Source organism: Microbacterium sp. CGR1, assembly GCF_051062835.1.
In the GTDB taxonomy this organism is placed as follows: Bacteria; Actinomycetota; Actinomycetes; order Actinomycetales; family Microbacteriaceae; genus Microbacterium.
In genome coordinates this window covers 257240-282508 of sequence record NZ_JAOTPG010000002.1, presented here as the reverse complement: position 1 = coordinate 282508, position 25269 = coordinate 257240, and the positions used below count along the sequence as shown (strand labels likewise).

The window sequence follows — 25269 nt, the reverse complement described above, 5'->3', positions numbered from 1 at the left end:
ATTGCCACCGGAATCCAAGCCTGACGGACTACCGTGAGGTGCGATGAAGGTCATCTCGTACAACCTGCAGAAGCACCGCGCCGCCGGAGAACTCGCCGCGCTGGCTTCGGAGCACGACCCCGATATCCTCTGCCTCCAGGAGTGCGATGTCGCTGATCTGCCCGAGACCGTCGGCGACCTCGCGCTCGCGGATGCGACGCAGGGGAACCGACTCGGCCTCGCGATGTTCTACCGTGCGAGCGAGTTCCACCTCCAGGGCATCCGGACGATCGAGCTGAAGAAATCACTGCACGATCGGATCGCGAAGCCCGCGCACGAGCGTGTGCTCGGCGCGAGGCTCCGGGACATCGACGCGGGACGCGACTTCATCGCGGCATCGTTCCACGCGGCGCCGCTCACCGCGCTGAACTCGCTCAGACGCCATCAGATCCGCGCCGCTCTCACGGAGCTCGCGACCCTCGGCGAGGGGCTGCCGCAGCTGATGGTCGGCGATTACAACTATCCGGTGTTCAAGGAGAACCTCGGCAAGACGGTGCGCGAGCACGGCTACGCGCTCACGATGAGCGACGACCACACCTACACGCGCTACCGGGTCTTCCGCGGTCACTACGACTTCGCGACGTCGGTCGGCTTCGAGATCCAACGCGTCACGACGCTTCCCCAGGGGTTGAGTGACCACCGCCCGATCCTGGTGACCACGCGGTTCGACTGACGGCGGCCGCTCGGATTGGGAATCCTGCTCCGAATGACGTAAGCTGTCACTTTGGTACTCGACTGCCGAGTGCCGCGAACGTGAGCCCTCCACTGGCGTGTTCCTCCCTGTAGGGAAGAACCACCCCGGAGTGGGATTCACGAACTTCTCCGTTCGAACAAGAAAGCAGCACTATCGTGACGCGCACTTACACTCCGAAGGCCGGCGAGGTCCAGCGTGACTGGGTCGTCATCGACGCCACTGACGTCGTTCTCGGCCGCCTGGCTTCGCACGCCGCTACGCTCCTGCGTGGCAAGCACAAGCCCACCTTCGCCAACCACATCGACTCGGGTGACTTCGTCATCATCGTGAACGCAGACAAGGTCGCGCTCACCGGTCAGAAGCTCCAGAAGAAGCTGGCTTACCGCCACTCGGGTTACCCGGGCGGCCTCAAGTCGGTCACCTACGCCGAGCTCATGGAGAAGAACCCGGTCCGCGCTGTCGAGAAGGCCATCCGTGGCATGCTCCCCAAGAACAGCATCGGCCGTCAGCAGCTGTCGAAGCTCAAGGTCTACGTCGGTGGAGAGCACCCGCACGCCGCTCAGCAGCCGAAGACGTACACCCTCGACCAGGTCGCCCAGTAAGCGCCGTAAAGACTTAAGGACATACTCGTGGCTGACATCCAGGACACCACCGAAAACCCCCAGAACTTCTCGACGTCGACTCCCGAGACCGACGCAGTCGAGGCGGCTCCCCGCCCCGTGCTGAGCGTCCCGGGTGCCGCTGTCGGCCGTCGCAAGCAGGCCATCGCCCGCGTGCGTCTCGTCCCCGGCTCGGGAACGATCACGGTCAACGGCCGCACGCTCGAGGACTACTTCCCGAACAAGCTGCACCAGCAGCTGATCAACGACCCGTTCACGATCCTCAACCTCGCCGGTGGCTACGACGTCATCGCGCGCATCTCCGGTGGTGGCCCCTCGGGCCAGGCCGGCGCACTGCGCCTCGGCATCGCTCGCTCCCTCAACGGGATCGACGAGGAGAACAACCGTCCGACCCTGAAGAAGGCCGGCTTCCTCTCGCGCGACGCTCGCGTCAAGGAGCGCAAGAAGGCCGGACTCAAGAAGGCCCGTAAGGCGCCTCAGTACTCGAAGCGTTAAGGTCCACCGCTCCGATGCCGATCTTTGGCACGGACGGCGTGCGCGGGCTTGCCAATGGCATCCTCACCGCCGACCTCGCGCTCACCCTGGCCCAGGCGACTGCTGTCGTCCTGGGCCAGGGCCGTACTGCGGAGGCTCGCAAAGCCGAAGGCAAGCGACTCACCGCAGTGGTGGCCCGCGACCCTCGGGTCTCCGGTCACTTCCTGACTGCCGCGGTCTCGGCAGGGCTCGCGTCCTCGGGTGTCGACGTGCTCGAGGCCGGAGTCATCCCGACGCCGGCCCTCGCCTTCCTCGTCGCCGACCGTGACGCCGACTTCGGTGTGATGATCTCGGCGTCGCACAACGCCGCGCCCGACAACGGCATCAAGATCTTCGCCCGTGGCGGCGTGAAGCTCCCTGACGTGGTCGAGCAGCGCATCGAAGACGCGATGGCAGGAGAGAAGCTCCGCCCGACCGGCGCCGGCGTGGGCCGGATCGATCGGTTCTCCGACGCGGAGGACCGCTACGTCGTGCACCTCCTCGGCTCGCTGCCGAACCGTCTCAACGGCATCAAGGTCGTCCTCGACTGCGCGCACGGCGCAGCATCCGGCGTGTCTCCTGAGACCTTCCGCGATGCGGGTGCCGAAGTGACCGTCATCGGCGCAGACCCCGACGGCTGGAACATCAACGACGGCGTCGGCTCCACGCACCTCGACAACCTCGCCGAGGCTGTCGTGCGCCTCGGAGCCGACATCGGCATCGCCCACGACGGCGACGCCGATCGCTGCCTGGCCGTCGATGCGCAGGGACACGTCATCGACGGCGATCAGATCATGGCGATCCTCGCCGTGTCGATGAAGGACCGCGGTCACCTCACCGACGACACCCTCGTCGCCACCGTGATGAGCAACCTCGGCCTGCACGTCGCGATGCGCGAGCAGGGCATCACCGTTCGCCAGACCTCGGTCGGCGACCGCTACGTCCTCGAGGACATGAACGCGGGCGGCTACGCCCTCGGCGGTGAGCAGTCGGGTCACGTGATCATGAGCGAGTTCGCCACGACCGGCGACGGGCTGTTGACGGGGCTCCACCTGGTCGCCGAGATGGCGCGTCAGAACAAGACCATCGCCGAGCTCGCGAGCGTGATGACGGTCTACCCGCAGGTCCTCATCAATGTCCGTGACGTCGACAAGGACGCCGTCGACTCCGACGAGGTCGTGCAGGCGGCGGTCCGCGAGGTCGTGGCGGAGCTCGGCGAGACCGGTCGGGTGCTGCTGCGCAAGTCCGGCACCGAGCCGCTCGTCCGCGTCATGGTCGAGGCGGCGGATGCCGATTCGGCTCAGGCGTATGCCGATCGTCTGGTCGACGTCGTGCGGGAGCGCCTCTCGCTCTGAAGCACCACTCTCTCTGAACAGTCGAGCGCGTCACGTGGCACCGTTGATCGGTCAGCCGCGTGGCGCGTTCCAGTTCAGCTGCTCGATGTAACGCAGCAGCACGCCCTCTCGGAGTGCCCAGGGCGAGACCTCGAGTTCGTCGACGTCCAGCGCGGTCATCGCAGTGTGCAGCGAGACCGCCGCGGCGACGATCTGGAACGTGCGGTCTGCGGTGATACCGGGAAGCTCCTGCCGCGCCGATGCGGGGAGGCGAGCGAGGCGAGGGATCCACGATCCCAGAGAGGCGCGCGGCAGCACCATGCGCTGGATGCCCGACCAGCCGGGAACCGGGTAGCCGGCGAGTCTCGCCAGCGAGCGGATCGCCTTCGAGGAGCCCACGACATGATCCGGGCGGGGGAGCGCCGTGAACCGGGGGAGGACCTCGGCGAGCGTCGCGGTCGCGTGCTCGCGGAGGCGTTCGACATCGTCCTCGCCAGGAGGGTCGTGCGGGAGGAACTGCACGGTCATGCGCCCCGCACCCAGAGGCACGGATGCCGCGGCATCCGGCATCTCGTCGCCTCCGGCCGCGACCTCGAGAGAACCGCCGCCGATGTCGAGGAGCAGCAGCTGGCCGGCAGACCAGCCGAACCAGCGGCGGACCGCGAGGAACGTCAGCTCCGCCTCGGTCTCGCCGTCGAGAACCTGCAGCGGCTGCCCGAGGGCCGCCTCGATCCGGGCGATCACCTCGGCCCCGTTGCGGGCGTCGCGCACCGCACTCGTGGCGGTGGCGAGCAGCTCGTCCACCCGCTCGGCTTCGGCGACCTGCCGTGCCTGCACGACAGCGGACTCGAGCGCGGCCACGCCCTCTTCGGAGATGGCCCCCTCGTCGGTGAGGTATCTCATCAGACGCAGAACCGTGCGGTCGCTGGTCTTCGCCAGAGGCCTGCCGCCGGGGCGGACGTCGGCGGCGAGCATATGGACGGTGTTGGAACCGATGTCGAGGACTCCGAGGCGCACGGATAGAGACTACTCGCGCGCCGTTACGATGTATGCGTGACCACCGCCGACCCCACGCTGCCGCTGTCTCCGTATCGAGAGATCGGACGTGACGAATGGGCGCGATTGGCAGCGGGACTCGACCAGCCGCTCACCGAGACCGAAGTCGTGGAGCTCCGCGGCATCGGCGACCGGCTCGACCTCGCCGAGGTCCGGGAGGTCTACCTGCCGTTGAGCCGCTTGCTGAGCCTCTATGCGACGGCGACGAAGCGTCTGGGCGCCGCGACGAGCTCCTTCCTGCAGGAAGACGACTCGACCACGCCGTTCGTGGTCGGCGTCGCCGGCTCCGTCGCGGTCGGCAAGTCGACGATCGCCCGTCTCCTGCGCGAACTGATGAGCCGGTGGCCTGGCACGCCGCGGGTCGAACTCGTGACCACCGACGGCTTTCTCTACCCGAATGCCGAGCTCGAGCGTCGGGGCTTGATGGAGCGCAAGGGCTTCCCCGAGTCATACGACCGCCGGGCGCTGCTCGAATTCCTCACCGAGGTGAAGAGCGGGGCGGCCGAGGTGCGGGCCCCCTTCTACTCGCACATGCGTTACGACATCGTGCGCGACGCGCATGTCGTCGTCCGCCGACCGGATGTCGTGATCGTCGAGGGCTTGAACGTGCTGCAGCCGCCGCCCGCCCCCAACGATGTCGCCGTCAGCGACCTCTTCGACTTCTCGATCTTCGTGGACGCCGATACCTCCCACATCGAGAAGTGGTACGTCGATCGCTTCCTCGCGCTGCGGCAGGGAGCGTTCTCGAACCCCTCGTCGTACTTCAACGTCTTCGCGCACCTCACCGACGACGAGGCCATCACCACAGCGCTCGGGTACTGGAACGAGATCAACATGCCGAACCTGGTCGAGAACGTCATGCCGACCAAGCACCGAGCCCGACTGGTGCTCAACAAGGGTGTCGATCACAGCGTCGAGAGCGTGCTGCTCCGCAAGCTCTGATCGGTCAGAGGGTTTCGTTGGGAACCTTCGCAAAAAGCCCGGCTTACTCTTGACCACATGTGTGGAATCGTCGGATACGTGGGCCCGCGGCCCAGCCAGGACATCCTGCTCGCCGGCCTCGCCCGCCTCGAGTACCGCGGCTATGACTCCGCTGGTGTCGCCGTCATCGACGGCGATGGAGCGCTCGGCATGCGCAAGAAGGCGGGAAAGCTCGCCGTGCTGCGTGATTCGCTCGCCGACTCGTCGCTTCCGGACGGCAACACCGGCATCGGGCACACGCGGTGGGCCACCCACGGCGGCCCCACCGACGAGAACGCGCACCCGCACCTCGCGGATGACGATCGCCTCGCTCTGATCCACAACGGCATCATCGAGAACTTCGCCGCGCTGCGTGACGAGCTGCTCGCCGACGGGGTCAGCTTCCGCAGCGAGACCGACACCGAGGTCGCCGCAGCGCTCCTCGGTCGGGAGTACCGCAACAACGGCGGTGACCTGCAGCTGGCGTTCCGCGGCGTGGTCAACCGCCTCGAGGGTGCGTTCACCCTTCTCGCGATGCACCAGGACCACCCGGGGCTCGTCGTCGGCGCCCGCCGCAACTCGCCTCTGGTCATCGGCCTCGGTGAGGGAGAGAACTTCCTCGGCTCCGACGTCGCCGCCTTCATCGAGCACACCCGCAAGGCGCTCGCGATCGGCCAGGACCAGATCGTCTCGATCACCCCGGATGCCGTCACCGTCACCGACTTCGCCGGCACCCCGGTCGAGGCCGAGCCGTTCGACGTCTCGTGGGACGCCGCCGCCGCCGAGAAGGGCGGATGGTCGAGCTTCATGGCCAAGGAGGTCTCCGAGCAGCCCGAGGCCGTCGCCAACACGATCCGCGGCCGCATCCAGGGCGACAAGGTCGTCATCCCCGAGCTCGAGGGGCTCGACGAGCTGTTCCTCGGCATCAACCGCATCATCATCACCGCGTGCGGCACCGCAGCGTACTCCGCGCTCGTCGGCAAGTACGCGATCGAGCAGTGGGCCCGCATTCCGGTCGATGTCGAGCTCGCACATGAGTTCCGCTACCGCGACCCGGTGATCGGCGAAGACACCCTCGTGGTCTCTATCAGCCAGTCCGGCGAGACCATGGACACCCTGATGGCCGTCAAGTACGCGAGCGAGCGCGGTGCGCGCACGCTCTCGATCTGCAACACCCAGGGTGCCACGATTCCGCGCGAGTCGGATGCCGTGGTCTACACGCACGCCGGTCCCGAGGTCGCGGTCGCCTCGACCAAGGCATTCTCGGCGCAGATCACCGCTCTGCTTCTGCTCGGCCTGCACATGGGCCGCGTACGCGGAGCCGTCGAGGATGCCTCCGTCGACGTCGCCGAGCTCACGGCCCTTCCCGAGAAGATCGCGAAGGTGCTCTCGAGCGAGCAGGAGCACGTCACCCAGCTCGCCGGCTGGATGGCAGACACCCGCTCTGTGCTCTTCCTCGGTCGCCACGTGGGCTTCCCGATCGCGCTCGAAGGCGCGCTCAAGCTCAAGGAGATCTCGTACATCCATGCCGAGGGCTTCGCCGCGGGCGAGCTCAAGCACGGTCCGATCGCGCTGATCGAGCCGGGACAGCCCGTCTTCGTCCTCGTGCCCTCGCCGCGTCACTCGGCAGTGGTGCACTCGAAGGTCGTCTCCAACATCCAGGAGATCCGCGCGCGCGGTGCTCGCGTGATCGTGGTGGCCGAAGAGGGCGACGCGGCGGTTCTGCCGTTCGCCGACGAGGTCATCCGCATCCCGCTCGCGGGGGCGATGTTCGAGCCGCTTCTCGCTGTGGTGCCGCTGCAGATCTTCGCCATGGCGCTCGCCACGGCGAAGGGACTCGACGTCGACCAGCCCCGCAACCTCGCGAAGTCCGTCACCGTCGAGTAGTCCTCGTCGACTCCGGCTCGGTCAGCAGACCGGGCCGACGGCCGACAGGGGATGCCGCGACTAGGCTGAACTGGTGATCATCGGGACCGGCATCGACCTCGTGGACATCCCGCGGTTCGAGCGCACACTCGAGCGCACGCCACGTCTTCTGGAGCGACTCTTCGCACCGGGGGAGCGGGCGCTGCGGCTTCCGTCCCTCGCTGCGCGGTACGCCGCGAAAGAGGCCCTGATCAAGACCCTCGGTGGCTCTGACGGGGTCCACTGGATCGAGATCGAGATCGCCTCCGAGGCCTCAGGACGCCCGCAGTTCGTGTTGACGGGAACCACGGCCGAGGTGGTCGCCGAGCGCGGCATCACCCGACTGCATCTGACCCTCACTCATGACGCGGGGCTCGCCGCCGCATTCGTCGTCGCCGAAGGAGAGCCGCTGTGACCGTTCCGTTCCGCGAAGCGCGCATCGACCTGGACGCCATCACCGACAACGTCCGCCACTTCCGTCGGCTCACCGGCGTACAGGTCATCGCCGTCGTCAAGGCGAACGCCTACGGCCACGGTGCGGCCGCCGCGGCCGTCGCGGCGCTCGCCGGCGGTGCGACGCGTCTCGGCGTCGCCGAGATCCCTGAGGCGCTCGAGCTGCGACGACAGGGCATCACCGCCCCGATCGTGGCGTGGTTGCACGCGCCGGGCGAGCGGTTCGAGCAGGCCGCCGAGCAGGACATCGAGGTCGGCATCTCGTCGTTCGACCAGCTCGAGGCCGCGGGGGCTGTGGCATCCGTCGACCGTCCGGTAGGCGTGCATCTCAAGTTCGAGACGGGGCTGTCGCGCAACGGCATCGCGCCCGCCGACTGGCGTCGGGTGCTCGCGGAGGCGGCTCGTCTCGAGCGCATCGGACGACTTCGCATCATCGGGCTGTTCAGCCATCTGTCGAACACCTCCGCGCAGGACGACCGTGACGCCCTGGCGAAGTTCGAGGAGGGCGTCGCGGTCGCGGCATCCTTCGGCATCCGTCCGGAGATCCGCCACATCGCGGCGACGGCTGCCGCGATCGACCTGCCGGAGATGCGTCTGGATGCGGTGCGCATCGGCGTCGGCATCTACGGACTCTCTCCGTTCGAGGACCGTTCGTCCGCGGAGCTCGGCCTCCGCCCCGCCATGACACTGCGTGGTGCGATCGCCGCTGTGCGCAGGGTGCCGGCCGGTGCGGGCGTCTCGTACGGCTACGACCACCGGGCGCCCCATGACACCACCCTCGTGCTCGTTCCCCTGGGCTATGCCGATGGAGTGCCGCGACACGCATCCGGTCGGCTGCCCGTCTCGATCGGCGGGCGCCGGTACGTCAATGTCGGCCGCATCGCGATGGATCAGTTCGTGGTCGACGTCGGAGACGCACCCGTGTCGATCGGCGACGAGGTCGTGCTGTTCGGCGACCCGACCCTCGGCGTCCCCTCGGCGGCCGAGTGGGCCAACGTCGCCTCGACCATCAACTACGAGATCGTGACCCGGATCGGCGCTCGCGTCGCACGGCGGTCGGCATGAGCGTCGATCCCTCCTTCATCGGGCGCCGTGAGATCGAGACCTCTGAGGCGATGGAGCACCTCGGTCTCCGCATCGGCGAGCAGCTCGAAGCGGGAGACCTGCTGATCCTCACCGGCCCCCTCGGCGCCGGCAAGACGACATTCACGCGAGGGCTCGCCGAGGGTCTCGGCGTGCGCGGTCCGGTGCAGAGCCCGACCTTCGTGATCGCGCGAACGCACCCCTCGCTCGTCGGACGTGCACCTCTCGTGCACGTGGACGCATACCGTCTCGGCTCCGGGGCGGAGCTCGACGACCTCGATCTCGACCTCGCGCGCTCGGTCGTCGTGATCGAATGGGGGCGCGGGCTGGCCGAGGACCTCGCCGACACCTGGTGGGACATCGAGCTCGAGCGCCCCGTCGGCGGCGACGACGATCTGGACCCGTCCGAGCTCGATGCGGACGCCCCGCGGCACGTGACGATCACGCGCGGCGGACGCTCAGCGATCACCGGCTGATCGCCGACTACCCTGGAGAGGTGATCCTCGCCGTCGACACCTCCCTGGGCACCGCCGTCGCCCTCATCGACGACGACGGCACCCGTCGCTCCGACGCCTCCGCTGCAGATCCGCTCGGGCACGCCGAGGTCATCGGAGATCTGCTGGTCCGAGCGATCAGCGAGACCGGGAGCGGTGAGATCGGCCAGGTGGTCGCAGGCATGGGGCCCGGTCCCTTCACCGGACTGCGCATCGGCATCGCGGCCGCGCGAGCCTTCGCACTGGGGCGGGGCATTCCCGTCATCCCTGTGCCGAGCCATCTCGCCGCAGCACTCACCGCGATCGAACGGGATGCCGTCACGGGGCCGTTCGCCATCGTGACCGACGCGCGTCGTCGTGAGGTGGCCATCACGGTGTTCGACGGGACGGATGCCGACGGCATCCCGCTCACGACCGTCGACACGCGGCTGGTGCCGAGCGCGGAGGCGGAAGAGCACCTCGGCGGCGTCCGTCGCATCGATGTCGACACCCTCTCGGCCGTGGACCTCGCCCGTGTGGGCGCCAGGGCCGTGGCCGCTGGGCGCACCCTCGCCGGTGACGAGCCGCTCTATCTGCGACACCCTGACGTGACCGTGCCCGGCGCCCCGAAGAAGGTGGGCCGGTGACTCTGCGCGAAGCGACCCCGGACGACCTCGACGCCATCATGGCGATAGAGCACCGTTCCTTCCCGACCGATGCGTGGAGCTCGCAGGCCATGGCGCTGGAGCTCGCGAGTCCGCATGGGCGCTACCTGGTCGACGAGCTCGACGGTGCGATCATCGGCTACGGCGGAGTCCGCGCCCTCGAGGGCTCTCGGGATGCCGACATCCAGACCATCGCCTTCGACGCCGAGCACCGAGGCGCGGGTCGAGGCCGTGCGCTGCTGCGCGCGTTGCTCGACGCTGCGGGGCAGAGAGGGGCCCGTGAGGTGTTCCTCGAAGTCCGCGCGGACAATCCGGGCGCCGAAGGGCTGTACCTGTCCGAGGGGTTCGAGGAGATCGGCCGCCGTCCGCGGTACTACCAGCCCGATGACGTCGACGCGATCGTGATGCGCCTCGCTCTGCAGCATCCGCGCTCCGCACATCACGACGAGCCGATCACGGATGCCGCGAAGGAGGCCACCGCATGACCGAGCCGCTGGTGCTGGGGATCGAGACGAGCTGTGACGAGACCGGCATCGGGATCGTCCGCGGGCGCACCCTGCTGTCGAACACGATCGCCTCGAGCATGGACGAGCATGCCCGTTACGGAGGGGTCGTGCCCGAGGTCGCGGCGCGCGCCCACCTCGAGGCGCTGCAGCCGTCGATCGATGCGGCTCTCGCCGAGGCAGGCGTGCGACTCGACGACCTCGATGCGGTGGCCGTGACGAGCGGCCCCGGCCTCGCCGGCGCGCTCATGGTCGGAGTGGGGGCGGCCAAGGGCCTCGCCGTCGCGCTCGACAAGCCCCTGTACGCGGTGAACCATCTCGTGGGCCACATCGCGGCCGACATCCTCACCCCGGACTCCGAGCCGCTGGAGTATCCGACGATCGCGCTGCTCGTCTCGGGCGGGCACACGTCGTTGCTCCACGTGCGCGATCTGACGACCGACGTCGAGATGCTCGGCGAGACCATGGACGACGCGGCGGGCGAGGCGTTCGACAAGGTCGCCCGCCTGCTGTCGCTGCCGTATCCGGGAGGGCCCGAGATCGATCGGGCTGCGCTCGACGGCGATCCGAAGGCCATCCGATTCCCGCGCGGTCTCTCCCGGGCGTCGGACCTCGCGAAGCACCGTTACGACTTCTCGTTCTCGGGGCTCAAGACGGCCGTCGCGCGCTGGGTGGAGCGATGCGAGGCAGACGGTGTGCCCGTGCCGATCGCCGACGTGGCTGCGAGCTTTCGCGAGGCCGTGGTGGATGTGCTGGTCACCAAGGCGCTCGCCGCCTGCGCCGACCTCGGCGTCCCTCGTCTGCTGCTCGGTGGTGGTGTCATCGCCAACCGTCGACTGCGCGAGGTCGCTCTCACCCGCGCAGAGGCGGTCGGAGTCACGGTCCGCATCCCGCCGCTGTCTCTGTGCACCGACAACGGGGCGATGATCGCCGCTCTCGCGGCCGAGCTGATCGCGTCGGGTCGTCGCCCGTCGACTTTCGCGTTCGGCGCGGACTCGACCCTTCCCGTCACCGAGATCCAGGTCGATGAGCGCGTCGCGGTGATGTGATGAGCGACCTTCCCCGCACCCCCGGCCCACACGGAGCAGAACCTGCACCCGTGTCGGATGCCGCCCTCCCTCGCCCCAGGATCGAGGGGCCCAGCGGAGAGGTCGAGCACCCGGCCGGATCGGCGCGGATCCCGGGCGCGCGGCGTGACGGCTACACCAAGCTGCCCACGGGACCGGTCGGTATCGAGCCGGTGGTGGTGAGCGGACCGGTGGCCGACGACGTGGGTTCCGAATCCGAGTGGGAGCCCTCGACCGCGGATGCAGCCGTCGATGACACCAGGCTCGCGCCGTGGGCGCTGATGGCGGCGATCGTCGCTCTGGCAGCGTCGTTCTTCGTGGGCTGGGGCGTCCCGATCGCGGTCGTCGCGGTGATCGCGGCGATCATGTCTCTGCGGAGACCGGTCGAGAGCCGCGCCATCGCGCGATGGGCTCTCGTCCTCGGCCTGTGTGCGACCGTGTACAGCCTCGGATGGCTCGTGTGGGCAGGCATGCAGTTCGAGAGGCTCGGCTAGCGGATGCTCGACGCCGAGGACGCCGTCGAGCTGCGTGCCCTGCAGGCACGCGCCTACGGTCGTGCCGGTGCGCTGAGTGAAGCCGAAGTGACGCGCCTGCGCGAGCTGGAGGCGGCGCGAACATCGGAGACGGGGCCGCAGGCGCCCGCGCACGCGGTCACCGCGACGGCATCCCCGGCCGCGGCGCGCATCGTCGAGGTCGACACCGCGGTGCAGTCGGGTCAGGATGCCCGGCCGATCGTAGACACGCAGGGCGAGTCCCTCGCCGGGACCCTGCGACGGCATTGGCGTCTCGCGCTCGCCATCACCGTCGGCTTCGCCGTCATCGGAATCGCGCTCGGATGGCTGCTGTTCGCCGATCGAGGTGCTGCCGCCGTCCAGCTGACGGCCGAGCAGCAGCAGTGGCAGAGCGCGATCGTCGCGTCGGGCGATTTCGACTCGGGCTCGCTCCGCGCGATGGCGGAGGAGGAGGGCGTCGTGATCTCCTTCGCGACCAAGAACGACGGGGCTGATGTGTGCCTCGTGCTCGCCAGCGCCGATGCGACGGCTCCCGCCTGCGCGACCCGTGAGCAGGCGACGATCCAGGGTGTGAACGCCACGCTCACCAAGGCCGTGGATGCCTCTCAGAGCTACGACATCCAGGCGCAGATGTTCCTCACGCCGGACGGTCGACCGGCGGTCATCGCCCGCAGCTACATCACGTCACCTCAGTCGACCTCGATGTTCGCCAGCCAGGCCGAGGCGGAGGCGGCGGCGACCCTCGCCGAGAAGACCGGTCTCGATAGCCGCAGCATCACGGTGGTCGGTTATGACGACGACGTACCGATCTGGACCGGGGTCGACATGTCGACGCAGCGGTACTGCCTCGTCTACGACGGATCGATGCCGGATCCTCCGATGGTGTGCGACGACAGTCTGATGCTCGCCGATGCCGACCGCACGCTGGCGCTCGATGTCGCGGGCACCGATGACGGCGACATCACCCGCTACGAGTACCGATTCGGCTACGGTCAGCAGTACCTCACCGTGACGAAGGGTCCGGGTGCCGACGATGCTGCAGGAGAGTGACGCCGCGGAGCTCCGCGCCCTGCAGCTGAAGGCCTACGGTCGCGATGGCGGTCTGACGGATGCGGATGCCGCGCGGCTGCACGAACTCGAGGCGACCAGGGCGCCCGAGCCGGCCGCCGCAGCGGCGTCGGATGCGACCGCACCGGAGATGACCGTCGTGGAATCGACCGACAGGCCCGTCTCCGAGGAGGTCGCCGACGCGGAGTCGGCGGACACGAGCGCACCCCCCGGCGAAGCGGAGCCTCACACGACGCCGGCGCTGCGCCCCGCCCTTCGGCAGCACTGGAAGGCGATCGCCGCCGCCTCAGCGCTGCTCCTCGTAGTCGGTCTCGCGGCCGGGTGGGCTCTGTTCGGTCGGGCGGGGGGAGTCGAGCTCACCGCGGAGCAACAGGAGCGTCGTGCAGAACTCCAGGCTGACGGTGGGTACGACGCCGGAAGCCTGCGGGCGATCGGACAGGAGGAGGACGTCCTGGTCTGGCACGCGACCAAGGAGGACGGCGAGATGGTCTGCCTCATCCTCGACACCCCGCAGGACTCCGCGACGCAGTGCCAGCGGAGCGAGGACGTCCAGAACGGCAACGCTGTCGGTGTCTCAGTGAGCGTCGATTCCGGAGAGGGCGAGGGGGAGGATGCCGAGCAGGTCTGGGCGTCTGCCGTGCGGACGACCGACGGTGAACTCGTGGCGATCATCCAGCGGTGGCCGAGCTCGCAGAACGACTGGCTGTCGCAGTTCCCGGGTGACGAGCGCGTGCGCGCGGAAGAGCTCCTGCAGCAGGGCTTCCAGGAGTACTCCCTCTCGGTCGTGGGCTATTTCCGGGACGCGCCCATCTGGTACGGCCAGCGTCTCGAGGGAGCGACGGCCGAGGACTGCCTGGTGGTCGACGCGATAGGAGGGATCGCGTGCGGGCCATTGGGCGAAGCACAGTCCTCCGGTCTCAGCATCGGCAGCGCCACGGCAGATGTCTCGGGGAACGTCGAGGAGTCCTGGAGGATCACATTGGCCTTCACGTCGAACCAGACTCCGTACCTCGTGATCGCGGGAGACGCGCCGTCAGTCGACACCGTGAGCCCCGGCGCGTCGGTGAAGCCCGGCGAGACGCTGGAGCTGGGTGGGGAGTACCAGGATCCGATCCAGGTCGAGGTCCCGTCAGACGGCACCGACGGGTGAGCGGTCAGTCCGCCGCGGGCACTCGGTCGGCGAGGATCGCGCGCCGCTGATCGCCGATCCTGGTGAGGATCAACGTCGCCGTCTGGTTCCCCTTGAGGGTGAGCTTCTTTCGGAAGGCCGCAGGATCGACGTCCATGCCGCGCTTCTTGATCTCGAGGGTCCCGACGTCGTGGGCCTTGAGGACGGCGCTGATCGCCTTCGGGTTCGCCGGCATCGTCTCGCGCACCCGGAAGGACTGCACGAACGGGCTCGTCAGCGCGGCGTCCGAGGTGAGGTAGGCGATGCGCTCATCGAGCATGCCCGCATCGAGGCTCCGCCCGACGTCTCCGATCAGCCGTGCGCGGATCACCGCTCCGTCCGGCTCGTGCAGGAAGGCCCCGAGTTCGTGCACGGCAACGTCCTCGGCATCCGCTCCCGCTGTGAGCTCGTGGGAGCGCTCGCCGCGGATCACGAGTGCCGCGCGGCGGACGCCCTCGCGCGCGAGTGCTCCGGTCCACAGCACCAGCTCGACGACGCTGCCGTCGGCGCTCACCCACTGCGCCTCGGCGTCGACGGGAAGGGCGTCACGATCGTGTCCCGGGCCGAGTTTGATGCCCGTGGGGCGACGGGATGCAAGGTCGAAGGCCCAGTCGAGCGGAGGCGAGTAGTCGTCGGACGACACCCGTCGCGTCTCGCTGTGCCCCGAGGTGCGCCGTGCGGGATCCATCCAGATCGCGCCGGTGTCACTCGCCTCGGACGGTACGTTCTCCTCGGCCGTGCCGTGCCTCACGATCGCGCTGTCACCGAAGGGTGCGAGGTTGTACGCCGCGATGGCGGCCGTCACCTCGTCGGCATCCACCGCGTGCACGTCGAGGCCGGCACCGGCGAAGGCGAGGGAGTCTCCGCCGATCCCGCAGCCGAGGTCGGCGACGCTCGTGATCCCGGCTCGACGCATCCGCTGCGCGTGGCGGGCGGCGACGCCGAGACGCGTCGCCTGCTCGAGTCCCGCACGGGTGAACAGCATCCTCGCCGCGAAGTCTCCGAACTTGGCTTTAGCCTTGACGCGCAGACGCGCCTGCCCGACAACGGCCGAGACGAGATCGGGCGAGTGTCCGGCCGCCCGTAGGCGCGACACCGCACGGGCGACGTCGGCGGCCTGATCGACCGGGCCGAGCGCATCCAGCAGTTCGAGGCCCTCGGGCGTGAGCAGGGCGCGCAGCTCGGAGATCTCCACCTGCCCAGCTTAGGCGGCGGTCCGATCGGCGCATTGGCACTCGCATTGCGTGAGTGCCAGCGAAACGCCTAGACTGGATTAGCACTCTCGGGTTGAGAGTGCGAAAAGTCTTCCTGTCAGCGTCAAGAAAGAAGAGGTAGACCGTGTCGGTTTCCATCAAGCCGCTCGAGGACCGCATCGTCATCAAGCAGGTCGAGGCCGAGCAGACCACCGCGAGTGGCCTGGTCATCCCCGACACCGCCAAGGAGAAGCCCCAGGAGGGCGAGGTCGTGGCCGTGGGCCCCGGCCGCATCGATGACAACGGCAACCGCGTTCCGCTCGACGTCGCCGTCGGCGACCGTGTCCTGTACAGCAAGTACGGCGGCACCGAGGTGAAGTTCGGCGCAGACGAGTTCCTCGTCCTGTCGGCGCGCGACGTGCTCGCAGTCGTCGTCCGCTGAGACAACGTCTTCGAAAGGGCTCGGATGCTTCTCGCATCCGGGCCCTTTCTGCATCCCGCCACGTGACCGCTGATTCCTGCCATTCTCCGACCGCGGCGTTCGCCGGGCGGGGAGCAACTTCGCGTCGGGAATAGGGTTGTGCGGTGCCCTTGACGAACACCGCCACAGCCAGATCGACGCAGACCGCGGGTGTCGCTTATGCCGGCGGGGCGTACCTGCTGTGGGGTGTCCTTCCGCTCTACTTCCTGCTGCTCGCGCCGACAGGGCCGTGGGAGGTCGTGGCCTGGCGGGTCCTGCTGTCGTTCGTCTTCTGCCTCCTCCTTCTCACGGTGACACGCGGCTGGACGGCGATCGGCGCGATCATCCGGCAGCCGAAGCTGCTGGGATGGACGGCGCTTGCCGGGGTGCTGATCTACGTCAACTGGCAGGTGTTCCTGCTCGGCACGCTCAACGGTCACGTCATCGAGACGAGTCTCGGATACTTCATCAATCCGATCGCCACCGTGCTGCTCGGCGTGTTCGTGCTGAAGGAACGCATCCGCAGGCTCCAGTGGGTGGCGATCGGCATCGCCGCCGTCGCCGTGATCGTGATCGTGCTGTTCTACCGGTCGTTCCCCTGGATCGCGCTGTCGCTCACCGCGTCGTTCGGCGTCTATGGGCTCATCAAGAAGAAGATCGGTCCTGCGGTGGACGCGATCAGCGGACTCACCCTCGAGTCGTTCTGGTTGATCCCGATCGCGGTGGTGCAGCTGATCGTCGTGGCCACGACGACCGGGATCACCATGGGAGCCCACGGCGCCTGGCATGCCGTGCTGCTCGCGTTCGCCGGTGTCGCCACCGCCGTGCCGCTCCTGCTCTTCGCCGCCGGTACGAGGCGCATCAACCTCACGGTCATCGGGATGATCCAGTTCGTCACTCCCGTGATGCAGTTCGTCATCGGCGCAGCGGTGCTGGGCGAGCCCATGCCGCTCGAGCGCTGGCTCGGCTTCGTGATCGTCTGGATCGCGATCGCCGTGTTCATCGTCGACCTGCTTCTGGCCGCCCGCCGAGGGCGGAGGAGCGTGCAACCCGAGCTCGTCTGAACCGGCGGCTCAGCACGTGCGGAACCCGGTGTCGGATCGTTAACGCACCGAAACATCGGCGACCCCTACGCGAGACCTTTCAGTCCTAGTGTTAGAGCACCCGACCGTGGTCACAATCCACGGCCAGTCACGCAAGGGAGCATCATGACCGCATTCACGCGCTCGCGCAGCGCCAAGATCCTCGCCGGAGTCGCGCTGCTGAGCGTCTCGGCGATGGTCGTCGCAGGCTGCAGCAGCACGCCTTCGGACGAGCCGTCCGAAGGTGGCGGATCGTCCGCCGACCTCACCCTCAAGCTCGGTTCGCTGCTGCCGCAGACCGGATCGCTGTCGTTCCTGGGCCCGCCCATGGAATCCGGCGTCGGACTCGCGGTCAAGGAGGTCAACGACGCTGCAGCAGGCGTCACGATCGACCTGACCGCAGAAGACGAGGGCGACACCGACACGAAGGCCTACGAGACCTCGATCACCAAGCTCCAGGGTGCAGGAGTGACCGCGATCGTCGGCGCCGCCGCATCCGGTGTCTCGCGCCTGATCCTCGACGGCAACGTCTCCGCAGGCATCCTGCAGATCTCCGCCTCCAACACGGGCCCCGACTTCACCGACTGGGACGACAACGGACTCTACTTCCGCACTGCTCCCAGCGACCTGCTGCAGGGCGAGGTCCTCGGCAACCTGATCGCCGAGGACGGCCACAAGACGCTGGGTGTCATCTACCAGAACGACGCCTACGGCACCGGTCTGTTCGAGAACATCAAGTCGACGTTCGAGGGCGCCGGTGGCGAGGTCGTCGCAGACGCGTCGTACAACGTCGGCGACGGTCAGTTCGACGCGCAGGTCGAGACCATCAAGGCTCAGAACCCCGACGCCGTCGCGATCGTGTCGTTCGACCAGTTCAAGACCATCGCCCCGCTGCTGGTGAACGCGGGCATCTCGCCCGACAAGTTCTACCTGGTCGACGGAAACCTGTCGGACTACGGCTCGTCGCCCGACACGAACTTCCCGTTCTCGCTCGAGGGCGCTCAGGGCACCAAGCCGGGACCTGCGCTCGAGGACGACTTCACCGACCGTCTGCAGACGTTCTGGACGGGTGAGGGCAACCCCGAGGTCAACGACTTCACGTACGCGGCCGAGGCATACGACGCTGTCGTGCTCGTCGCACTCGCCTCTCTCGCGGCAGGTTCGACCGAGGGCGCGGACATCGCGGCCAAGATGGCCGAGGTCTCGGGCGGCACCGGAGACGGCGAGAAGTGCACGAGCTTCGCCGACTGCGCGAAGATCATCAACGACGGAGGCACCGCCGACTACGACGGCTACTCCGGCGAGATCACGTTCGACGAGAACGGCGACCCGCAGGGCGCCTCGATCGGCACGTACGTCTACGGCGCGGACAACCTGATCTCCCGCACCAACTGATCACGAGCGAAGGCCCCGGATGCACAGCATCCGGGGCCTTCGTCGTTCCCGGTGCAGTGTGCGCATGCAGAAGAGGGGACGGATACGGAAGAGGGACGGATGCCGAAGCATCCGTCCCTCTGTCGTGGTGAGCGCTCAGGCCGCGTCGGTGCCGAGCGTTCCGAGGTACAGGCCGATGACCTTCGGATCGTTCAGCAGATCGCGTCCGGTGCCCTCGTAGGCGTCTTTGCCCTGGTCGAGGACGTACCCGCGGTCGCAGATCTGCAGGCAGCGCCGCGCGTTCTGCTCGACCATGATCGTGGTGACACCCGCCTTGTTGATGTCGGAGACGCGGATGAACGCGTCGTCCTGGCGCACGGGGGAGAGCCCGGCGGAGGGCTCGTCGAGCAGCAGCACCGAGGGGTCCATCATGAGAGCCCGCGACATCGCCACCATCTGGCGCTCACCGCCGGAGAGCGAGCCCGCGCGCTGCTTGAGGCGCTTGCCCAGCTCGGCGAAGATGCCGGTCACGAACTCGAGACGCTCCGCATAGATCTTGGGGTTCTGGTAGAGCCCCATCTGCAGGTTCTCCTCGATCGAGAGCGACGGGAAGACGTTGTTCGTCTGCGGCACGAAGGCCACGCCGCGCTTGACGAGCTTGTCGGCCTTGAGCCCGACGATGCTCTCGCCATTCACGGTGATGTCGCCGCTGCGGACGTTCACCATGCCGAAGATCGACTTCAGCAGCGTCGACTTGCCCGCTCCGTTGGGCCCGATGATGCCGATCAGTTCGCCCTGGCGCGCGACGAGGTTGGCGCCGTTCAGGATGTTCACCCCAGGCAGGTAGCCGGCGTGCACGTCTTTGAGTTCGACGACGATGTCGTCGTTCTTCACAGATGCGTCATCGATCATGCGCGTCCCTCCTGGGTGTCTTCGGCGGCGAGCTCTGCCTCTGCCTCTGCCTCGATCTGCTCGCGCAGCTTCACGGCGGCCGTATCGGCGAGCACCGGAATGCGCCCGGTCACGGCGCCGAGATCGACGTCCTGGTGGGCGCCGAGGTAGGCGTCGACCACTGCCGGGTCCTCCATGACCTCGTCAGGCGGCCCCTCCGCGACCACGCGTCCCTCTGCCATCACGACGACCCAGTCGGCGATGTGGCGGACCATGTGCATGTCGTGCTCGACGAACAGCACCGTCATCCCGAGTCCCTTGAGATCGAGGATGTGGTCCAGGAGCGACTGCGTGAGAGCAGGGTTGACGCCGGCCATCGGCTCATCGAGCATCACCAGGGTCGGGTCGCTCATGAGCGCTCTGGCCATCTCGAGGAGTTTGCGCTGACCGCCCGAGAGCGAGGCGGCGAAGTCCTTCTCCTTGGCTTCGAGCTTGAAGCGGGCGAGCAGTTCGCGCGCTTTCACCTCGATCTCCTGATCCTGCTTGCGCCATAGGAACGGGAAGAGGCTCGACCAGAAGCCCTCGCCGCGCTGACCGGGGGCTCCGAGCTTCATGTTCTCGAGCACCGTGAGCAGAGACAGCGACTTGGTCAGCTGGAACGTGCGCACCTGCCCCATGCGCGCCACCTTGAAGGAGGGGACGCCGGAGAGGTTCTTGCCGTCGAACGACCAGGTGCCGCTGTTGGGCTTGTCGAATCCGCAGAGCAGGTTGAACAGCGTGGTCTTGCCCGCACCGTTCGGGCCGATCAGTGCGGTGATCGCACCGCGCGGGATCTCGACGTGGTCGACGTCGACGGCGGTCAGACCGCCGAAACGTCGCTGGACGGCGTCGGCCACGAGGATCGGGTCGACCTTGGGCACTCCGGGGGCCGCAGGGCCCTTCGCGAGCCCCGTGGTCTTGGGGCGACGGATGCTCCCGGTCTGGGGCGCCGCGTCGACGTTGTCGTCGGGGGTGGGTTCAATTGACAAAGGTCATCTCCCTCTTGTCTCCGAGGATGCCCTGAGGACGGAAGATCACGAGCAGCATCAGGGCGATGCCGACGAAGATGAACACCAGCGTCGAGGCCTGGCTGTCGGACATCGGAAGGACGCCCGCCTTGGCCAGTGCCGGAAGCAGGTTCGCCATGAACGCGAACACGACCCAGAAGAGGATCGCGCCGAGAGTGGGGCCGAAGACGGTCGCCGCGCCGCCGAGAAGCAGCACGGTCCACAGGAAGAACGTGAGCGACGTGGTGTAGCTGCCGGGGACCACGGCGGAAGGGAGGACGAACACGATCCCACCCGCTGCCCCGATCATTCCACCGACCACGAGCGCCTGCATCTTGTAGGCGAAGACGTTCTTGCCGAGCGAGCGCACGGCGTCCTCGTCTTCACGGATGCCCTTGAGTACCCGTCCCCACGGGCTGCGCATCAGCGCCCACACGAGGAGGATCGCGATGGCGAGGACGATGATCCCGAACACGCGGTTCCACAGGTCGTTCGCGCTGAACGTCCACGGACCGAAGCCGTAGGTGCCAGGGGGGAACGGGTTCGCGTCGCGGAATCCGCCGTTGAACTGCGCGAGTCCGTCGGCCGAGTTCGTGTACTCGTCGAAGATCTGCGTCGTGAAGAGCAGACGCACGATCTCACCGGCCGCGATGGTCGCGATGGCGAGGTAGTCGGCACGCAGTCGCAGCGTCGGGATGCCGAGGAGCACGGCGAAGAACGCGCCACCCAGGAGCCCGATCAGCATGCCGATCCACCAGGGGAGACCGAAGGTCAGCACCGAGATGGCGTAGCCGTAGCCGCCGATGGCCATGAACGCGGCCATACCGAAGTTCAGGAGTCCCGCATAGCCGAAGTGCACGGCGAGGCCCGTCGCCGCCAGGGCGTAGGCGATCGTGACCGGGCTGAGCAGATAGACCGCGGTGTTGGAGAGGATGCTTCCGAAGTCCATGGTCAGCCCAACCTTTCCTTGCGTCCGAGCAGGCCTTGCGGCCTCACCAGGAGGATCACGATGAGCACGACGAGCGCGCTCGCGTACTTGAGGTCGGACGGGATCCACAGCGTCGAGACCTCGACCGCGATCCCGACGATGAGCGAGCCGACGAGGGCGCCGAACGCGGTGCCGAGTCCGCCGAGCGTGATCGCGGCGAAGATGAGCAGCAGCATCTGCATGCCCATGTCCCACTTCACGCCGGGGCGGAAGTACGCCCACAGGATGCCCGAGATCGCCGCCAGCGTGCCGGCGAGGATCCAGACGTACCGGACCACCTTGTCGACGTCGATACCCGATGCTGCGGCGAGCTGCGGGTTATCGGAGATCGCACGAGTGGCCTTGCCGATGCGGGTGCGCGTGAGGAAGAACGCGACGCCGATGATCACGACGATGCTCACGACGATGCCGATCAGGTCGATGTACGACAGCGAGATCGGCCCGAATCGGAACGGCTCGGGGCTGGCTCCGGGGAGCTGCCTGGTGCCGCCGCCGATCAAGTACTGGAAGGCGTACCGCAGAGCGAGCGACAGGCCGATGCTCACGATCATCAGCTGTACGACCCCGAGCCCTCGTCGCCTCAGCGGGCGCCAGATGCCGGCATCGAGTGCCCAGCCGAAGAGACCGCCGCCGACCACGGCGGCGATGATGCCGAGCCACAGGGGGAGGTGCCAGAAGCTCGTCGTGACGAGGGCGACCAGGCCGCCCCACGTCACCATCTCGGCGTGCGCGAAGTTCGACAGACGCGTCGTGCCGTAGATCAGTGCCGCACCCATCGAAGCGAGGGCGAGCAGGAGGCCGAAGTTGAGTCCGCCCACGAGTCGGGAGGCCAGCTGATCGATGAACGATGTCGTCAGGCGCTCTCCCTCACCGAGGAAGAGATTCATGATCTTGGTGCCGGTCAGCCCGAACTCGACCTCGAACGAGGCGGTCGTGCCCGCGATCGGCTGGGTGCCCTCGGGCAATTGGGCGGCATCGACGATCACGCCGTCGGGGAGGGTCTCCTCGTCGACGGTGAGCGTGTACGTCTCCTTCTCGGGGACGTACAGGCGCCACTTGCCGTCGGCGTCGGTCTCGGTCTCACCCTCGAATCCGTTGCCCTTGATCGTCATCACGACGCCCTCGACAGGGTCGTCGTCGAAGGTGATGACGCCGGCGAAGTAGAAGTCGGTGATCTCCTGCCCGTCGTCCGTCTCTTCGGCAGATGCCGATGCGGGAGGCTGCAGCCACAGGAAAGCGATGGCGAGAAGTGACGCGATCAGGGTGATGACCCATCGCGTTCCACTTCGCTTCGCCGAGATCGTCGGACTCACGGAACCTCCAGTCCAGTACACAGACCATGACGGAGTTGTTCATCGGCCTTGATGTACGACGGTATGAGCGTAATGTGTCGGCTCTGTTTCAACCAAGGCACGATCTGCTCACGGTGAGAACGATCCCATCACGAAGTTGCGAAATATCGGACGCGACGCGCGCTCGTGCTGAGGGCGGCGCCCAGGTGGGCCCGGGAATTTCCTCAGCCTCCTCGCGCTTAGAATTGGTACACCCTCGCCCAGATCGCGCCCGCAGGAGGACAATCCATGGACCAGCACGACCCCTTCGGCTTCGTCGGACTCACGTACGACGATGTGCTGCTCCTCCCGGGGCACACCGACGTCATCCCCAGCGAGGCAGACACCTCGTCGCGGATCACTCGCCGTATCTCGGTCGCGACTCCGCTGCTCTCCAGCGCGATGGACACCGTGACCGAGTCGCGCATGGCCATCGCGATGGCACGTGAGGGCGGCATCGGCATCCTTCACCGCAACCTGTCGATCGCCGATCAGGCCGCCCACGTCGACCGCGTCAAGCGCAGCGAGTCGGGCATGATCACCGACCCGATCACGACGACGCCGGACGCGACCGTCGAAGAGGTCGACGCGCTCTGCGCCAAGTACCGCATCTCGGGGCTCCCGGTCGTCGACGCCGACGGACGCCTCGTGGGAATCATCACGAACCGCGACATGCGCTTCGTCTCGGGCTTCGAGCGTCAGACCACGTTCGTGAAGGACGTCATGACCTCCGAGGGACTCGTCACCGCACCGGTGGGCGTCGCCGCAGGCGAGGTCATCGCCCTCTTCGCCCACCACCGCGTCGAGAAGCTGCCGCTCATCGATGAGGACGGCAAGCTCGCGGGTCTCATCACCATCAAGGACTTCGACAAGAGCGAGAAGTACCCGCTGGCCACGAAGGACGACCAGGGGCGTCTGCGCGTCGGTGCGGCGATCGGCTTCTTCGGCGACGCCTGGGAGCGCGCGGAGGCGCTGCGCGACGCAGGCGTCGACGTGCTCGTGGTCGACACCGCGAACGGTCAGTCCCAGGGCGTCATCGAGTTGGTCAAGCGCATCAAGGCCGACGAGAGCTTCGCGCACATCGACGTCATCGGCGGCAACGTCGCGACCCGCGAGGGTGCTCAGGCGCTCGTCGATGCAGGCGTCGACGCCGTCAAGGTCGGCGTGGGCCCCGGCTCGATCTGCACGACGCGCGTCGTCGCCGGAGTCGGTGTGCCGCAGGTCACCGCCGTGTATGAGGCATCGCTCGCCGCCCGTCCCGCCGGGGTGCCGGTGATCGCCGACGGTGGTCTGCAGTACTCGGGTGACATCGCCAAGGCGCTCGTCGCCGGTGCGGATGCCGTCATGCTCGGCTCGCTGCTCGCCGGCACCGACGAGTCGCCGGGCGAGATCGTCTTCCAGTCGGGCAAGCAGTTCAAGCAGTACCGCGGCATGGGCTCGCTCGGAGCCATGCAGACGCGCGGAAAGCAGACCTCCTACTCGAAGGACCGCTACTTCCAGGCCGACGTCCCCAGCGACGACAAGCTGATCCCCGAGGGCATCGAGGGCCAGGTGCCCTATCGCGGCCCCGTGGCGGCTGTCGCATACCAGCTGGTCGGCGGGCTGCGACAGTCGATGTTCTACGTCGGCGCTCGCACCATCGAAGAGCTCAAGCAGCGCGGCAGGTTCGTGCGCATCACGGCTGCGGGGCTCAAGGAGTCGCACCCGCACGACGTGCAGATCGTGGTCGAGGCGCCGAACTACAAGCGCTGAGACGAATGAGAGGGGGCCGGATGCGACAGCATCCGGCCCCCTCTTCTGCGTGCGGTCAGCTGCAGGTGTAGGTGACTCCGTCGACCTGCCAGACGCCGGGGCCGAGGTCGGCGCACATCGAGAACAGGTTCGCGAACACCGTCACGAGCAGCACGATGCCGATGATCCACAGGATCGTGATCACCGCGCCGACGATGATGCCCGCGACGGCGAGTCCCTTCGAAGCTCCGGCCTTGCCGAGCTTGACGGCGGCGACGATGCTGAGGATGAGACCGAGCGGGGCGAGCACGAACGCGAGGACGAGTCCGGCGATCGCGAGTCCGTTCCCGGCCGGTGCGGGCGGCGGGGTCGCATAGCCGGGGCCGGCGACCGGGTACGCGGCGGGGTTGGTGGCCGGGTTCGCCGCGGGAGCGGCGCCGTCCCATGCCGGCGGGGTGTACTGCGAGTCTCCGGGCGGTGGCGGGTTCGTCATGGTCGCTCCGATCTGCGTGGGCGGTCGCTGGGGTGGCCGCGCTCGTAGCCGAGCGTACTGAGGGGCGCACCGCGCGCGCCATCCCCGCCCGAGGCCTTCCGCAGGTCCGCGCTGCGGCGTACGGTGCCGGTATGTGCCGCAACATCGTCCCCCTGAACAATCTCGAGCCCGCCGCCACAGACCATGAGTGCCACGACGCCGCGCTGCAGTTCGTGCGCAAGATCGCCGGAACCACCACCCCGTCCCGGGTGAACCAGGATGTGTTCGACCGTGCCGTCGAGGAGATCGCGCGCGCCACCAGAGAGCTCGTCGATGGTCTGACGACCACGGCGCCGCGCAAGAACCGAGAGGACGAGGCGACCAAACGACGTGCGCGTTCCGCGGAGCGGTACGAAGCGATCCGGGTGTTCCAGGAAGAGAAGCGGGCTGCGCGCACCGCATCCTGACGCAACCGGATGCCCGCGGAATCCTGCCGCACCGGGTGGGTATTCGATATGCCAGTATTTAGAGACACCCGCTCGATTTTCCTCGGGCTCCAGACGCGAAGGGCGTCGCGAGCCGCTTGCC

General features: G+C 67.8%; 27 protein-coding genes. 20 read left to right on the top strand and 7 right to left on the bottom strand.

What is annotated here, in order from left to right; translation table 11 throughout:
* Positions 1-43: 43 nt before the first annotated feature.
* From OD997_RS16270 to glmM, 4 genes are all read left to right on the top strand, one after another.
* The gene (locus OD997_RS16270; protein WP_434332614.1) at positions 44-712 is read left to right on the top strand and encodes an endonuclease/exonuclease/phosphatase family protein; all 669 of its coding nucleotides are present in this window, start codon (positions 44-46) and stop codon (positions 710-712) included.
* A 176-nt stretch (positions 713-888) separates the two neighbouring features.
* A complete protein-coding gene (rplM, locus tag OD997_RS16265) occupies positions 889-1335 on the top strand; it encodes a 50S ribosomal protein L13 (protein WP_045253410.1) in 447 nt (148 codons plus the stop codon).
* A gap of 27 nt (positions 1336-1362) precedes the next feature.
* Complete coding sequence (gene rpsI, locus OD997_RS16260) at positions 1363-1848, top strand: 30S ribosomal protein S9 (protein WP_042539158.1); 486 nt, start codon at positions 1363-1365, stop codon at positions 1846-1848.
* A 14-nt stretch (positions 1849-1862) separates the two neighbouring features.
* Positions 1863-3221: a phosphoglucosamine mutase gene (gene glmM, locus OD997_RS16255; RefSeq protein WP_434332613.1), complete on the top strand. Its 1359-nt coding sequence runs from the start codon at positions 1863-1865 to the stop codon at positions 3219-3221.
* Positions 3222-3272: 51 nt separating this feature from the next.
* Here glmM and OD997_RS16250 read toward each other — a convergent pair whose 3' ends face one another.
* Entirely contained in the window at positions 3273-4217 is a 945-nt protein-coding gene (locus tag OD997_RS16250) for a Ppx/GppA phosphatase family protein (protein ID WP_434332612.1), read from the bottom strand.
* A gap of 36 nt (positions 4218-4253) precedes the next feature.
* Between OD997_RS16250 and coaA the strand changes: the two genes are divergently transcribed.
* The 11 genes from coaA to OD997_RS16195 all read left to right on the top strand — a co-directional run bounded on the left by coaA (position 4254) and on the right by OD997_RS16195 (position 14095).
* Positions 4254-5198, top strand: a complete 945-nt coding sequence (coaA, locus tag OD997_RS16245; protein ID WP_434332611.1) for a type I pantothenate kinase — start codon at positions 4254-4256, stop codon at positions 5196-5198.
* A gap of 57 nt (positions 5199-5255) precedes the next feature.
* Positions 5256-7103 carry a glutamine--fructose-6-phosphate transaminase (isomerizing) gene (glmS, locus tag OD997_RS16240; protein WP_434332610.1) on the top strand — a complete coding sequence of 616 codons (1848 nt, stop codon included), beginning with the start codon at positions 5256-5258 and terminating at the stop codon, positions 7101-7103.
* A 73-nt stretch (positions 7104-7176) separates the two neighbouring features.
* Positions 7177-7536: a holo-ACP synthase gene (locus tag OD997_RS16235; protein ID WP_434332609.1), complete on the top strand. Its 360-nt coding sequence runs from the start codon at positions 7177-7179 to the stop codon at positions 7534-7536.
* A complete protein-coding gene (gene alr / locus OD997_RS16230) occupies positions 7533-8639 on the top strand; it encodes an alanine racemase (RefSeq protein ID WP_434332608.1) in 1107 nt (368 codons plus the stop codon). The genes OD997_RS16235 and alr overlap by 4 nt, the downstream gene beginning before the upstream one ends.
* Complete coding sequence (gene tsaE / locus OD997_RS16225) at positions 8636-9133, top strand: tRNA (adenosine(37)-N6)-threonylcarbamoyltransferase complex ATPase subunit type 1 TsaE (RefSeq protein WP_434332607.1); 498 nt, start codon at positions 8636-8638, stop codon at positions 9131-9133. The genes alr and tsaE overlap by 4 nt, the downstream gene beginning before the upstream one ends.
* Before the next feature lie 20 nt (positions 9134-9153).
* Positions 9154-9777 (top strand): tRNA (adenosine(37)-N6)-threonylcarbamoyltransferase complex dimerization subunit type 1 TsaB, encoded by a 624-nt coding sequence (gene tsaB, locus OD997_RS16220; protein WP_434332606.1) that lies wholly within the window; start codon positions 9154-9156, stop codon positions 9775-9777.
* Positions 9774-10280, top strand: coding sequence for a ribosomal protein S18-alanine N-acetyltransferase (gene rimI / locus OD997_RS16215; protein ID WP_434332605.1), 507 nt, complete (start codon positions 9774-9776; stop codon positions 10278-10280). The genes tsaB and rimI overlap by 4 nt, the downstream gene beginning before the upstream one ends.
* Complete coding sequence (gene tsaD, locus OD997_RS16210; protein WP_434332604.1) at positions 10277-11347, top strand: tRNA (adenosine(37)-N6)-threonylcarbamoyltransferase complex transferase subunit TsaD; 1071 nt, start codon at positions 10277-10279, stop codon at positions 11345-11347. Before rimI ends, tsaD begins: the two co-directional genes overlap by 4 nt.
* Positions 11347-11859, top strand: coding sequence for a hypothetical protein (locus OD997_RS16205; protein WP_434332603.1), 513 nt, complete (start codon positions 11347-11349; stop codon positions 11857-11859). The genes tsaD and OD997_RS16205 overlap by 1 nt, the downstream gene beginning before the upstream one ends.
* Before the next feature lie 3 nt (positions 11860-11862).
* Positions 11863-12927 (top strand): hypothetical protein, encoded by a 1065-nt coding sequence (locus tag OD997_RS16200; protein ID WP_434332602.1) that lies wholly within the window; start codon positions 11863-11865, stop codon positions 12925-12927.
* A complete protein-coding gene (locus OD997_RS16195) occupies positions 12902-14095 on the top strand; it encodes a hypothetical protein (protein WP_434332601.1) in 1194 nt (397 codons plus the stop codon). Before OD997_RS16200 ends, OD997_RS16195 begins: the two co-directional genes overlap by 26 nt.
* A gap of 4 nt (positions 14096-14099) precedes the next feature.
* Here OD997_RS16195 and OD997_RS16190 read toward each other — a convergent pair whose 3' ends face one another.
* A complete protein-coding gene (locus OD997_RS16190) occupies positions 14100-15308 on the bottom strand; it encodes a THUMP-like domain-containing protein (protein ID WP_434332600.1) in 1209 nt (402 codons plus the stop codon).
* A gap of 143 nt (positions 15309-15451) precedes the next feature.
* Between OD997_RS16190 and groES the strand changes: the two genes are divergently transcribed.
* The 3 genes from groES (at position 15452) to OD997_RS16175 (ending at position 18243) form a co-directional block, all read left to right on the top strand.
* The gene (gene groES / locus OD997_RS16185; RefSeq protein WP_017203655.1) at positions 15452-15748 is read left to right on the top strand and encodes a co-chaperone GroES; all 297 of its coding nucleotides are present in this window, start codon (positions 15452-15454) and stop codon (positions 15746-15748) included.
* 149 nt (positions 15749-15897) lie between these two features.
* The gene (gene rarD, locus OD997_RS16180) at positions 15898-16830 is read left to right on the top strand and encodes an EamA family transporter RarD (RefSeq protein WP_434332946.1); all 933 of its coding nucleotides are present in this window, start codon (positions 15898-15900) and stop codon (positions 16828-16830) included.
* Positions 16831-16974: 144 nt separating this feature from the next.
* Positions 16975-18243 (top strand): ABC transporter substrate-binding protein, encoded by a 1269-nt coding sequence (locus tag OD997_RS16175; RefSeq protein WP_434332599.1) that lies wholly within the window; start codon positions 16975-16977, stop codon positions 18241-18243.
* A 135-nt stretch (positions 18244-18378) separates the two neighbouring features.
* Here the strand turns inward: OD997_RS16175 and OD997_RS16170 are convergent, their stop codons facing one another.
* Genes OD997_RS16170 through OD997_RS16155 form a run of 4 tightly spaced genes read right to left on the bottom strand, consistent with a single transcriptional unit; the run spans position 18379 to position 22460 of the window.
* On the bottom strand, positions 18379-19134 hold the full coding sequence (locus OD997_RS16170; protein ID WP_434332598.1) for an ABC transporter ATP-binding protein: 756 nt from the start codon (positions 19132-19134) through the stop codon (positions 18379-18381).
* Positions 19131-20084: an ABC transporter ATP-binding protein gene (locus OD997_RS16165; RefSeq protein ID WP_434332945.1), complete on the bottom strand. Its 954-nt coding sequence runs from the start codon at positions 20082-20084 to the stop codon at positions 19131-19133. Before OD997_RS16165 ends, OD997_RS16170 begins: the two co-directional genes overlap by 4 nt.
* Positions 20085-20130: 46 nt before the next feature.
* Positions 20131-21108, bottom strand: coding sequence for a branched-chain amino acid ABC transporter permease (locus OD997_RS16160; protein WP_434332597.1), 978 nt, complete (start codon positions 21106-21108; stop codon positions 20131-20133).
* Positions 21109-21110: 2 nt separating this feature from the next.
* A complete protein-coding gene (locus OD997_RS16155; RefSeq protein WP_434332596.1) occupies positions 21111-22460 on the bottom strand; it encodes an ABC transporter permease subunit in 1350 nt (449 codons plus the stop codon).
* Positions 22461-22727: 267 nt separating this feature from the next.
* Between OD997_RS16155 and guaB the strand changes: the two genes are divergently transcribed.
* On the top strand, positions 22728-24230 hold the full coding sequence (guaB, locus tag OD997_RS16150) for an IMP dehydrogenase (protein ID WP_056508342.1): 1503 nt from the start codon (positions 22728-22730) through the stop codon (positions 24228-24230).
* A 55-nt stretch (positions 24231-24285) separates the two neighbouring features.
* Here the strand turns inward: guaB and OD997_RS16145 are convergent, their stop codons facing one another.
* On the bottom strand, positions 24286-24702 hold the full coding sequence (locus OD997_RS16145; RefSeq protein ID WP_434332595.1) for a DUF4190 domain-containing protein: 417 nt from the start codon (positions 24700-24702) through the stop codon (positions 24286-24288).
* Positions 24703-24833: 131 nt separating this feature from the next.
* On the opposite strand from OD997_RS16145, the gene OD997_RS16140 reads away from it, so the two are divergent.
* Positions 24834-25148 carry a DUF2277 domain-containing protein gene (locus OD997_RS16140; protein WP_056508347.1) on the top strand — a complete coding sequence of 105 codons (315 nt, stop codon included), beginning with the start codon at positions 24834-24836 and terminating at the stop codon, positions 25146-25148.
* Positions 25149-25269 lie beyond the last annotated feature (121 nt).